This window comes from Maribacter orientalis, assembly GCF_900109345.1.
Lineage (GTDB): Bacteria > Bacteroidota > Bacteroidia > Flavobacteriales > Flavobacteriaceae > Maribacter > Maribacter orientalis.
The window spans coordinates 162,064-174,757 of sequence record NZ_FNZN01000001.1; the positions used below are offsets into that span (position 1 = coordinate 162,064).

A 12,694-nucleotide genomic window follows, 5' to 3' on the forward strand; every position below is an offset into this window, starting at 1 on the left:
GTTTTGGAAATGACTTTCATCATAAACTATAATTTATGTTATATGTAAATTCTTTTTTTAAGTAAAACTGGTTCTAAATGCAAGTCAAGAATTATGTGAATTATATAGAAGCATTAAGATTAGAAGATAATGTATACTTTAATTAGGTTAATAAGTTGAACACTTGTTTTGCAATTTCTAATTCTTCATTCGTAGGTATTACCAATATTTTGACCTTAGAATCTAAAGAGTTCACCTCTCGAATAGTCGATGACCTTAAATCATTTTTAGCATCATCTAAATGAATATTAAAATAGTCCATATCCTTGCAAACTAATTGGCGCATAAGACTAGAGTTTTCTCCAATACCCGCTGTGAAAATGATTGCATCTAATCCGTTCAAAGCTGCGATATATGCACCAATATATTTTTTAATTCGATAGGCGTTCATTTCTAAAGCTAAAATACAGCTGGTATTTCCTTTACTAGCTTCGCTTTCAATATCCCGTAAATCGTTAAAACCGGTAAGACCAAGCATACCACTCTTTTTATTCAAGAGTTCATTTACCTCGTCTAAACTATAGCCTAAAGTATTCACCATATAAAAAATAATAGCGTGGTCAATATCGCCACTTCGTGTACCCATTACAAGTCCATTTGATGGAGCAAAACCCATACTATGATCTATACTTTTTCCATCCTTAATTGCTGTAATGCTACAACCATTACCCAAATGAATAGAAATCAGTTTGGCATTTTGCTTTTCCAAATATTCCGTCGCTATTTCAGAAACATATTTATGACTTGTGCCATGAAACCCATACCCCTGAATTCCTTTTTCGTTATAAAATTCGTTAGGTATGGCATATTTTTTTGCTTTCACAGGTACCGTGCCGTGAAAGGCAGTATCAAAAACAGCTATTTGTTTTGCAGAATTAAATATTTTTTCGGCCATTTCGATTCCTACCAGATTTGCAGGATTGTGTAAAGGTGCTAAAGGTGAGAATAGTTTAATTTTATTCTTAACCTCATTGTCAATTAAAGTAGTTTCAGTGAATTCGCTGCCACCATGTACCACTCGATGCCCAATGGCATCAACTTCTTCAGTACTGTAAAGAACCCCCTTTTCAGAATCAAGTAGTAGTGCTGTTATTCTTTCTATTCCTTCTTTGTGATTTGTTATTTTGGAGATATTCTCGATTCTATAATCTTTGGATTTAAATGTTGAAATAGATTTGGTACTACCTATTCGTTCTATCATTCCAGTACAAATAACTTGGGCGGAAGGCATTTCTAAAAGTTGATATTTTATGGAAGAACTACCAGAATTGATAATTAATATGTTCATGAAAATAGTTTTTTAAAGACCCTGCGCTTGAATTGCGGTTATAATTACGGTATTGAAAATATCGTCTACAGTACAGCCACGACTTAAGTCGTTTACTGGTTTATTAAGACCTTGTAGCATTGGTCCGATTGCCAAAGCACCTGTTTCTCTTTGAACAGCCTTGTAGGTGTTATTACCAGTATTCAAATCTGGAAATATAAATACACTTGCTTGGCCGGCAACTTCAGAATCTGGTAATTTACTGAGTCCGACTTTGGCATCAACCGCTGCATCATATTGAATAGGCCCCTCTACTTTAAGGTCAGGTCTTTTCTCCTTTATGATTTCGGTAGCCTTTCGTACTCTATCGACATCTTCACCCACACCAGAGGCGCCAGAGGAATAAGAAAGCATAGCAATTTTTGGCTCAATGCCAAAAGCAGCACTTGTTGCTGCTGAGGATATAGCTATTTCAGACAATTGTTCTGCTGTAGGGTTTGGATTGATAGCACAATCTCCAAAAACGGTGACTCTATTTGGTAAACACATAAAGAAAATTGAAGATACAATAGAGACATCAGGTCTAGTTTTAATAAATTGTAGAGCAGGCCGTATGGTATGTTGTGTTGTGTGTACAGCTCCTGAAACCATTCCGTCTGCATGGCCTTTGTATACCATCATAGTGCCATAATAAGAAACATCTTCCATTAAATCCTGGGCCATTGCTAAATTCACATTTTTATGCTTTCGTAATTCATACAATGTAGTAGCATATTCAATAAATTGGTCGGATTTGGTTGGGTCAATAATATTGATTTTATTAAGGTCTAAATCGATATCTAATTCTGCAATTTTTGATTTTATCTGTTCTTTATTCCCTAACAAGGTAATGGTGACCGCATCAGCATCTATTAATTTTTTAGTAGCCAAGAGTATTCGATCATCTAACCCTTCAGGTAAAACAATATGTTTTTTGGTAGACTTTGCTTTTTGAAGCAAATTATACTGAAACATTCTAGGTGTAATACCTTTTGCTTTAAATGTGATTAACCTTTCAGCTAATTCTTTTGTTGGAATGTATTTGTCAAATTCCTGAATTGAGGTGATTATTTTCTCTTTGTTATCGGCGTAAATTCGTGGTCTTATAGTACCAATTTTATTGGTCACAGAATAAGTGCCCCCAGCTACCGAAAGAATAGGAATAATATCTGAAAGACCTTCTATTAATTTAATAATAGACTCTTCAGGAATAAGTCCGCCAGTTAGAACAATACCTGAAAGATTAGGGTAATTGGTAGAAATGTTGGCTTGTAGCGCGCCCAAAATTATATCTGCTCGATCCCCTGGTGTAATTACTAAACTATCTTTTTTTAAGTGTGTTAGGTAATTTCGTAATTGCATGGCGCCAACACTAAAACCACCCACTTGATTATTAATATAGTTTAAGCCAAATAGAATTTTGGCATCTAGCTCTTGGGCAATTTCTTTTACTGTTGGGCTGCCTAATGTATAGTTAATGGGAATGGCTCCGACCAAAATGTTATCGGGTAGTTTTTCCTTTAGTCCGTTTGTTACTAAATCTAAATTTTCTGGTTGTACTTTATTTGCTATAATTGATAAGACTTCAACACCCTTTTCCATAAATGAATCATAAGCCATGTAAAGGTTGCCTAAAAGTTCCTCTAAGGACTTATTTTTTCCGCTTGCCAGAATAATGGCAGGAATACCTAAATTTTTAGCAATAAGTACGTTAATATCCCACTCTATAATTGCACCCTCTCCAGAGAAATCGGTGCCTTCTACTAGTACAAAATCGAAACGATTTTCAATAGTTTTGAATTTATGAATGATATGACCAACGATTTCATCGTCTTTATCTTTATTTTTTAATTGCACCACCTGGCCTCTTGTATAGGCATAGGCTTCTTCTGACTTCATGTCAACATTAAAGTAGCTCAAAACCGTATCGATATGGTTATCTATTTTGCCATTAGGAACATCATCTATAATAGGTCTGAAATAGCCTACTTTGGCAGTTTTACCCAATAAAAGGTGCATTAGGCCCAATGCAACAATAGATTTTCCACTGTTGGGCTCAGTAGTAACGATATAAATAGCTTTGCTCACGTGTAAGGAGTGTTTGTGTTTAACAAATTTATAGGATTCTTTGGCGATAAAGGGTCACTTTACCAAATACAGACATAAAAGCTTTATATGTAAGATTATTAATCAAGGAAAAGGAATCTGATCATTTATATCATTTTTTTTCGTTTTTGTAATACTAAAATCAGGAATAATCTCTTGAATCTAATTGGTGCTATAGCCTTATGTATTAATTCGAATTTTTCTTTTCCTTTTTTTCTAACTTTCTAAAATAACCCCTTGTTAAAAAGTTATGCTTTAAAGCTTCCATGTTTTCATTAAATCGCTCAGTACCTTGTTCTATATTTTCAATACTTCGTTCTAGTTGGTTGACAAATATAGAGTCTTTGGTAAGATAGTTAATAGCACCATTCCCTTCATTTATTCCACCAATTATTGAATTAAGGTTTTGCGCCATTTTTTCTATTTCAATAGATGTTGTTTCTAAATGTTCAATAACATTTTTTATTTTCCCTCCAGATATAGTATCGCTTAATAAAACACCGGCAGCACTTTCTTCAAAATCCAATTGCTCTACCATTTTGTTCATTTCAATCATAGTGACATTTGCACTGTTACTTGCGTTCTTAAGATTTAGAATAGTTTTCTGCAAGTCATTCGACATGACTGTATCATTGAGTAATCTGCCTAGTGTTCCCTTACCTTGGTTAAGGGCTTGGGTAACCTTTAGCAGATCTGCCGTTAATAAAGCGGCATTTTCATTGGTCACATTCAAGGTGCTCATCATATCTTGTGTACCTATTTTGTTTGAAGATTGTAATTCATCTCCCGGAGTAATGAGCGAACCTTTTCCTGAACCGGGAACAATGTTGATGAGCATACTACCGACCAACCCGTTAGTGCCAATACTGGCAATAGCATTTTTTTTAATATGGTTCCGCATTTCATCTTGTATGATCATGCGTACCCGAATCGTAGTATCATTTATCATTTCAACGCTATTTACTGTACCCACATTAATTCCAGAAAATCGAACATTATTTCCATTTTGAAGGCCTGTTGCATTTTTGAAAACGGCACTTATCTCAAAAGTTTTACTGAACATATTTTGTCGGTTACCTATAAGGTATGCGGCAAAGAGTAGCAAGATAATACCTAGTATCACGAAAATACCTAATCTTAAATGTTCCAATTTTGTTTTAGCCATGATATTATTTTTTAAAGAATGCTTCTACTTTTGGGTCTCTTGATGCCGATAACTCTGCGTAGGTGCCTTCTGCATAATTTATGCCATCTACTAAAAGAATCATACGTTCCGAAATTACTCGTGCACAGTCTACATCATGTGTAATGATTAAGGAACTGGTTCCATATTTCCTTTGAATGCTCCGCATCAATTCAATAATTTCTTTCGCTGTAATTGGATCAAGTCCGCTAGTTGGTTCATCGTATAAGATTATTTTTGGTTTCAAGATGAGTGTTCGCGCCAGAGCGACCCTTCTTTTCATGCCTCCTGAGAGTTCTTCGGGCATTAAATCTATAGTATGTGCCAAACCTACATTTTCGAGAGCTTCCATTACAAGTGGAGTAGTATCTTGAACAAAACCCAGTTTCTCTTTGTGTCTCCGCATCGGAAATTCCAGATTCTCCCGAACAGTCATTGAATCGTATAAGGCGCTACCTTGAAAAAGGAAACCAATTTCCGAACGTAGCTCATCCAAAGTTTGTCTATTCAAAGTGGATATTTCTTTTCCCATCACCTCTATGTAACCACTATCGGGCGCCATTAAACCTACCAGGCATTTTATCATCACAGATTTTCCAGAACCTGATTTGCCCATGACCACTAGGTTTTCACCTTCATAAAGTACCATGTTAAAACCGTTCAGCACATGGTTGTCACCAAAACTTTTTATGACATTTTTAATACGGATAACTGCTTTTCGCTCTGTACCGTTTTTTGATTTTTTAAAACCTTTGGCCTGTATGTTGGTCGTATCTTTTTCCATATTATAATTCATAGAAAATGTCGGATATAAAGACGGCTATAAAATCTACAACAAATAACAATAGTGATGCCATGACCACAGCAGTATTGGCAGCTATGCCAACGCCGGCAGTTCCCTTTTTACTGTTAAAGCCTTTAAAACATCCAACTAATCCGATTACAAATCCAAAAAAGAATGATTTTATGGTGGCGGGAACCAAATCTCCAAAACTCAGTGCATCAAAAACCGTATTGAAATAGAGTTGAAAAGATACTTGCCCTTTTAAATTTTCAACTAAGGCAGAACCAAAAAGTGCAATCAAGTCTCCAAAGACTACTAAAATCGGAATCATTAAAGTTGTGGCCAAAATTCGGGTTACAACTAAATATTTAAATGGGTTGGTACCTGAAACTTCCATCGCGTCAATTTGTTCGGTAACTTTCATCGAACCTAACTCGGCGCCAATGCCAGAGGCAATACGACCAGCACATATTAAGGCAGTAATGACCGGCCCTATTTCTCTGACAATAGAAATGCCAACCATATTGGGCATCATTGATACGGCCCCAAATTGAATCATCGTAGGTCTCGATTGCAATGTAAGTACCAAACCGATAATAAAACCTGTCATACAAACAAGTACCAATGACCGGTTACCCATTTGATAACATTGGCGTAAGAGCTCCTTGAACTCGAAAGGAGCTGTAAAGATTTCTTTAAAAAAGCGTCCAGCAAAATAAGACAGCTCTCCAATCTGTATGAAGAATTGTTTTATTCGCCCCACCAATTTCGATTTTGCAAATACAGTTTTTGTGCTATCGGCCATGCTCAAAAGTAAATTGAAACTACTACTTTAAAAATGACCAATATCATGACAGTATTATGAGAATTGTCATTTTTACAGGATGAGGTAAAGTTTATTTTTATGGTTGAACAAATAAATATGAATTGCAAGACCAATTAAAAAGGAATTTATTTTTTTTATCTAAGCGAGGAACATGATTTTTTAGATGGACCCCTAAGCCGATTAGAGGCATTAGCCTTAATAAAAACTAAAATGATTCATTACTTTCTGCTCGTGCCTTTCAGTAAGGAATATCATAAAGAACTGTATGTTCATTTAAGGGTTATGAGCGAAAGGAAAAGTATTTCTAAAGAAGATATGAATTTATTGTTCTTGACCGATTCTGTGTATGAAATGGAGCGGCATCTTAAAGAACATGCTGTAAAAGATTTGGGCTTATTGAAAAAGAAATGGTGGTTTGGAGAAACCACACCTAAAAGAACATGACCAAGGTCATTCTTTTCTATAGAGCGGCAAATTACATTTATACCATTATAATATAGATAGTTAAGTGAAAATATTTCTATTTGAAGTTTAGTTTATTAGTGTAAAAAATAAGAACATGTTTAGCCAGGAAATCGAAATTTATATAAAATGTTTATGTGTAAAATGAAATAATATATGATTAAAAAGACACGCTTCCATTACTTATCTATTATTGTCACATTCTTTCTTTTTATTTCATGCAATTTCAGTAATCCTTCAAGCTTAGAAAAAGAACAAGCCAAGATTATAATTGCTACACCAACCATTAAAGAGGTGACAAGTCAAAATCAATTAATGGTGACTAAGAATATTAGGATTGGAAAGTATTTTGAATTTATGGATTCTATAGTAAGTAAGTATGATTCACTTGTACCATATGAATTAACTGAGCATCTATTGGTTCGAAATAATTCTTGGATTATAGATACATTGGCAAATACTGATTATTATAGAATGATGGCTCGTGATTCATTTGTTTATGATCAAAGGCAAATGATTATACTTCCAAAAGGAAGCCAATTAAATATTCCAGATTCTCTAAGTGCCTGTAAGTTGCTTGACAATTTTTTCAATACAGAATTAGACATTAATATTCCGGAATATAAATTAAGGATTTTTCAAGATTCGATATTGTTATATAATTTTCCAGTTAGAGTAGGGCAGTATAGGGAGCGATATTTAAAATTTGGAGACCGAGTAACTGACTTAAGAACAAAAACAGGAATAGGTAGTATTGTGAAACATGTAAAGCATCCAGATTTTTATAATCCTGTGGATGGAAAACGTTTTTATGTAACTAGAAGAGATGATGGTAAAACGACAATGATGCCTCAAATTCCTTGGATAGAAACTGAAATTAATAATGTTAGAAATGGTCAAATGATACACCCAACAACAAATCCTAATACATTAGGAAAGGCTTATTCTAATGGTTGTATTGGAGTAGGGGAAGCTGATGCTTGGATGATTTATTATTATGCACCATTAGGCACTAAGCTAAGAATAAGATATGATTTAGAAACTTATGATGAAGGTAAGGTGATTTCCGTACTTAGAGATGTTTATAATTTAATCGATTAGAATGAATATGAATTGTGTTTATGATAATAGTTTAAATAGGTCGTATTGATAATTTTATTTAATTTTATTGAAGTGAACAAACTATTTTCCATATTATTATCTTCATTAATCATGCTACAGAGTTTTGGTGTGCACTATGATGATATAATTCAGTTAGATGAATTAATTGAACATGCAGAGTTTCACAAAGCTCAATATGGCGATAATATTATTGTTTTTCTTTCCAAGCATTATGGTGACTTAAAATTAGAGCATCAACGAGACCATCAAGAGGAAAAGAAAGATCATGAAAAATTACCTTTTAATCATAGTAGTTCAATTACTTCGGTAGCTGATATGGTTATAAATCCTTTTAAAACGGAATTAAATCAATTTGAAATAGTGGATTTTAAAGTTTTAAATTTTCACTATCAGGCACCGACCTCTTCAATACATACAGAGGGTATTTTACAGCCACCCCGCATTTCATAATACAATCGATTTTTAATTTTTTAAGTTCTATTTCATAAAAATGAAGTAGGGCGTTTAACATTGATTTATATGAAAATATGCTATCACATATCATTAATTTTAGTTTAAAGAATAAGCTTATTATTCTATTATTTACCGTATTTATTGTTGGCTACGGTTTGTATTCTCTTTCACAGATTCCAATTGGGGCGGTACCAGATGTGACGAATAACCAAGTGCAGGTAATTACGACGTCACGTAATCTTTCTACGCAAGATATGGAGCAGTTTATAACCTATCCTGTAGAGTTAGAAATGGCAAACTTGCCAGGGGTCAAGGAAATTCGTTCAGTATCAAAGTTTGGCTTATCGGTAGTCACCATAGTTTTTGACGATGATTTAGGAACATATTTACCAAGACAACTCATTTCGGAGAAAATTGCATCGGCTTCCGAAAAAATCCCTGCAGGATTTGGTACTCCACAAATGGGACCGATTACCACAGGTTTGGGAGAAATTTATCAATATGTGCTTGAAGTTGAACCTGAGTATAAAGAAGAGTATACTACAACAGATTTAAGAACCATTCAAGATTGGATCGTTAAACGACAATTGTCTGGTATACCCGGTGTGGTTGAGGTCAACACTTGGGGCGGATTTTTAAAGCAATATGAGGTTGCCATAAATACGCAGAAGCTTAATGCCATGAACATCACTGCTAGCGATGTGTTTAAGGCATTGGAAAGTAATAATAGTGTTTCTGGTGGCGGCTATATAGAAAAGGTGAATCAAGCTTTCTTTATTCGTGGAGAAGGATTGGTTTCATCGCTTGAGGATATTCGAAATATCGTTGTAAAAAATGAAGACGGCGTCCCTATTTATATAAATGATATTGCTACGGTTGATTTCGGAAGTGCCATTCGTTTTGGAGCAATAACTGGTAATGGGGAAGGTGAAAAAGTCTTAGGTCAGGTAATGATGCTAAAAGATGCGAACTCTAAAAAAGTTATAGAAGCGGTCAAAGAACGTGTTGCCGAAATTTCGAAATCATTACCTAAAGGTGTCTATATTAATCCGTTTTTAGAACGAAGTGAACTTATTGCTAAAACGACTTTCACGGTTACCGAAAATTTAGTTTTAGGATGTTTGATTGTTATTTTCGTGGTTGTATTACTGTTAGGTAATTTTAGATCAGGTTTGGTAGTAGCTTCGGTAATTCCGTTGTGTTTACTTTTTGCTTTATCGTTGATGTATATTTTCGGAGTAGACGCAAATTTAATGAGCTTAGGAGCTATAGATTTCGGGATTATCATTGATGGTGCGGTAATTATTGTAGAGTTCATTGCTTTTGAAATAACTAGAAAACAGCAAGCTCTAAATAGTTTAGGTAGATTAGAAATGCAAAATCTTAAAGATGAAATTACATTTAATGGAGCTTCTAAAATGATGAATTCTGCCATTTTTGGGCAGCTAATTATTTTAATCGTTTTTATACCTATTCTGTCATTAAGTGGAGTAGAAGGAAAAATGTTTAAGCCCATGGCGTTGACTTTTAGTTTTGCTTTAATCGGGGCAATGATATTGTGTTTTACATATGTACCAGTTGCTGCTTCAATTTTTTTAAAACCATCGAAAGAGTCTGATAAAAATATTTCGGTTCGTTTAATGAAATGGTTAAACAATAAATATGAACCTATTATACATTGGGCATTAAAAAGTAAAAAGCTGGTATTGGGCACAGCATCAATTTTACTTTTATGTTCTATTTTCCTTTATACATCGATGGGCGGGGAGTTTGTTCCAACCTTAGATGAGGGTGATTTTGTGATACAGCCGGTTTTAAAAACAGGAACTTCGTTAAGCAAGACCGTAGAAATAACCACTGAAATAGAAAAAATACTTTTGAAGAATTTTCCTGAGGTACAGCAGGTAGTTACTAGAATTGGTGCTGCCGAAGTGCCGACTGATCCTATGTCTATGGAAGAGAGTGATGTTATTATCAAACTTGCCCCAAAAGATGAATGGACAAGTGCTGCTTCCAAAGATGAGTTGGCAGATAAGTTTAAAGAGGCATTAGCTGTAATACCGGGTATGGAAGTAGAGTTTACCCAGCCCATAGAAATGCGATTCAATGAGCTGATTACTGGTGTGCGGGCAGATATTGCCATTAAGATTTTTGGTCCTGATTTGGATGTGCTTGCTAAAAAAGGCAACGAAATCGGTGCATTGATAAAGAATGTGGAAGGAGCGGCAGATATTAGTGTTGAAAAAATTGCCGGTTTACCTGAAATGAGCGTTAATTATGATCGTGCTAAAATCGCCCGATTCGGCTTGAACATTCAAGAATTGAATGATATGGTATCCATGAGTTTTGCTGGTAAAACCGCAGGTAGTGTTTTTGAGGGGGAAAAGCGTTTCGACCTTGTAGTTCGCCTAGACAAGTCTAAGAGACAAGATATCGATGACCTCAAAAATTTATATGTAGACCTGCCAATTGGTGGTAAGGTACCATTAAGTGAAGTGGCAGATATTACTTTTAAAAAAGGTGCTGCAAAAATATCTAGAGATGATACGAAGAGACGAACGGTAGTGGGAGTAAATGTGCGTAACCGCGATTTACAATCAGTAGTAGATGATGTTCAAAAACTGATTAATGAAAATGTAAAGTTACCCACCGGATATACCATTACCTATGGCGGTCAATTTGAAAATCTACAAAGTGCTAGAGACAGACTTTTAATAGCCGTGCCTATTGCATTAGTACTCATTTTTATACTGTTATATTTTGCTTTCAAATCTGTAAAAGAGGCGCTTATGATCTATTCTGCTATTCCATTGGCAGCAGTTGGTGGTGTACTCTTATTATGGCTAAGAGGTTTACCGTTCAGTATTTCTGCAGGGGTAGGTTTCATAGCGCTCTTTGGTATTGCCGTATTAAATGGTATTGTTTTAATAGAGCATTTTAAAGAATTGAAAAATCATCAGTTTGACAGTTTGGAAGAGTTGATAAAGCAGGGGACTAAGGATCGTTTACGAGCGGTATTATTAACGGCATCTGCAGCGGCACTTGGTTTTTTACCCATGGCCATATCTACAAATGCAGGGGCAGAAGTACAACGACCTTTGGCAACAGTGGTAATAGGAGGTTTGTTTACAGCGACCATATTAACATTGGTGGTTTTGCCTGTTCTATATTCCATCTTTGAAAGCCATGATAATTCGGCAAAATCGTTGTCTAAAACATCAATAAAAAAAGGTATTACGTTTATAGCCCTTCTTATCTCTGTGGGAGTTTCGGCACAAGAATCGAGCAGCCAAAACCTTGGTCAATTGATACCGTTGGCTATTGAAAACAACTTGGGCCTAAAAGCAGGTAGATTAAAAGTGGACGAATCTAAGTCGTTGATTAATAGTGCCTTTAATTTCAATAAAACCCATGTATATTATGAATATGATGAAAATAATCTTGCCATAAACAATGTACCGTTAAAAGTATTTGGTGTTCAGCAAGATTTTCGTTTTCCAACAGCCTATTTTTCTGAAAAGAGAGTGAATAAGGTTAAGAATAATTTGGTACAGAGTGAGTATGATATTCAAAGCAAGGCTATAACAAAGGAAGTTACGGTAGGGTATTATGACTATCAAATTGCACGTGAAAAAGTTAGGGTGTATAAAAGGTTAGATAGTTTGTACGCTGATTTTTCAACTGTAGCTGCAAGGAAATTCGAACTGGGAGAAACCAATTATTTGGAGAAAATTACGGCAGCTTCAAAACAGCGAAAAATCAACTTAGATTATCAGCAAGCCATTCAACATGTATCAATGGCATATGCTAATTTAATGCGAATAATACAGGTAGAAGATAGTTTGGTTCTAGTCGAAGAACTGAATCTCAAAATCGATTTAAAGGATATAAATATCGATACTACTCCTGAGATTGAATATTATGAAAATAACATGCAATTAATGGCTGCAGAAAGTAATTTAGAAAAACAACAATTACTGCCCGATATCAGTTTAGCGTATTTTCAAGGAACAAATTCAGAATTGAACAATAATCTTTTAGGATATCAATTAGGTTTAAAAATTCCCTTGCTGTTCAGCGGACAAGCTTCTAGAATTAAAGCTTCTAAAATTGCTAAAGAAAGAGCCGTTACCGAGTCTATAGCTTTTAAGGTTCAAATAAAGTCAAAGCAAGAAGTGTTGCTACAACAGATAGCACAGATTCAAAATTCATTGAATTATTATGAGAACGAAGGGACAGAGCTAGCAGATGAAATATTGAAAACAGCTCAAATTAGTTTTAAAAATGGTGAAATTGATTTCTATCAATACATACAAAGTTTAGAGAGTGCCTATGACATAAAATTAGGATATCTAAACAAGTTGAAAGAGTACAATGAAACCGCAACAGACATTAATTTCTTAACATTATAAA

General features: G+C 34.7%; 9 protein-coding genes. 4 read left to right on the forward strand and 5 right to left on the reverse strand.

Annotated elements, in window-relative coordinates; genetic code table 11:
• Positions 1-142: 142 nt before the first annotated feature.
• From BMY56_RS00665 to BMY56_RS00685, 5 genes are all read right to left on the reverse strand, one after another.
• Positions 143-1,327 (reverse strand): acetate/propionate family kinase, encoded by a 1,185-nt coding sequence (locus tag BMY56_RS00665; protein ID WP_091618740.1) that lies wholly within the window; start codon positions 1,325-1,327, stop codon positions 143-145.
• 12 nt (positions 1,328-1,339) lie between these two features.
• A complete protein-coding gene (gene pta / locus BMY56_RS00670) occupies positions 1,340-3,433 on the reverse strand; it encodes a phosphate acetyltransferase (protein ID WP_091618742.1) in 2,094 nt (697 codons plus the stop codon).
• A 205-nt stretch (positions 3,434-3,638) separates the two neighbouring features.
• Positions 3,639-4,616, reverse strand: a complete 978-nt coding sequence (locus tag BMY56_RS00675; protein ID WP_091618744.1) for an MlaD family protein — start codon at positions 4,614-4,616, stop codon at positions 3,639-3,641.
• A 4-nt stretch (positions 4,617-4,620) separates the two neighbouring features.
• Positions 4,621-5,418: an ABC transporter ATP-binding protein gene (locus BMY56_RS00680; RefSeq protein WP_091619992.1), complete on the reverse strand. Its 798-nt coding sequence runs from the start codon at positions 5,416-5,418 to the stop codon at positions 4,621-4,623.
• 1 nt (position 5,419) lies between these two features.
• A complete protein-coding gene (locus BMY56_RS00685) occupies positions 5,420-6,223 on the reverse strand; it encodes an MlaE family ABC transporter permease (protein WP_091618747.1) in 804 nt (267 codons plus the stop codon).
• A 231-nt stretch (positions 6,224-6,454) separates the two neighbouring features.
• Between BMY56_RS00685 and BMY56_RS18430 the strand changes: the two genes are divergently transcribed.
• The 4 genes from BMY56_RS18430 to BMY56_RS00700 all read left to right on the forward strand — a co-directional run bounded on the left by BMY56_RS18430 (position 6,455) and on the right by BMY56_RS00700 (position 12,693).
• Positions 6,455-6,688: a hypothetical protein gene (locus tag BMY56_RS18430; RefSeq protein ID WP_143057758.1), complete on the forward strand. Its 234-nt coding sequence runs from the start codon at positions 6,455-6,457 to the stop codon at positions 6,686-6,688.
• 174 nt (positions 6,689-6,862) lie between these two features.
• Positions 6,863-7,807, forward strand: a complete 945-nt coding sequence (locus BMY56_RS00690) for a L,D-transpeptidase (protein ID WP_091618749.1) — start codon at positions 6,863-6,865, stop codon at positions 7,805-7,807.
• Positions 7,808-7,879: 72 nt separating this feature from the next.
• Positions 7,880-8,278 carry a hypothetical protein gene (locus BMY56_RS00695; RefSeq protein WP_091619995.1) on the forward strand — a complete coding sequence of 133 codons (399 nt, stop codon included), beginning with the start codon at positions 7,880-7,882 and terminating at the stop codon, positions 8,276-8,278.
• Between the two features lie 77 nt (positions 8,279-8,355).
• Positions 8,356-12,693 (forward strand): CusA/CzcA family heavy metal efflux RND transporter, encoded by a 4,338-nt coding sequence (locus tag BMY56_RS00700; RefSeq protein ID WP_091618751.1) that lies wholly within the window; start codon positions 8,356-8,358, stop codon positions 12,691-12,693.
• Position 12,694 lies beyond the last annotated feature (1 nt).

Coding starts and splice junctions, on each gene's coding strand:
- BMY56_RS00665 (WP_091618740.1), bottom strand. CDS start 1,327: ATGAACATATTAATTATCAATTCTGGTAGTTCTTCCATAAAATATCAA.
- BMY56_RS00700 (WP_091618751.1), top strand. CDS start 8,356: ATGCTATCACATATCATTAATTTTAGTTTAAAGAATAAGCTTATTATT.
- BMY56_RS00690 (WP_091618749.1), top strand. CDS start 6,863: ATGATTAAAAAGACACGCTTCCATTACTTATCTATTATTGTCACATTC.
- BMY56_RS00675 (WP_091618744.1), bottom strand. CDS start 4,616: ATGGCTAAAACAAAATTGGAACATTTAAGATTAGGTATTTTCGTGATA.
- BMY56_RS18430 (WP_143057758.1), top strand. CDS start 6,455: ATGATTCATTACTTTCTGCTCGTGCCTTTCAGTAAGGAATATCATAAA.
- BMY56_RS00685 (WP_091618747.1), bottom strand. CDS start 6,223: ATGGCCGATAGCACAAAAACTGTATTTGCAAAATCGAAATTGGTGGGG.
- BMY56_RS00680 (WP_091619992.1), bottom strand. CDS start 5,418: ATGGAAAAAGATACGACCAACATACAGGCCAAAGGTTTTAAAAAATCA.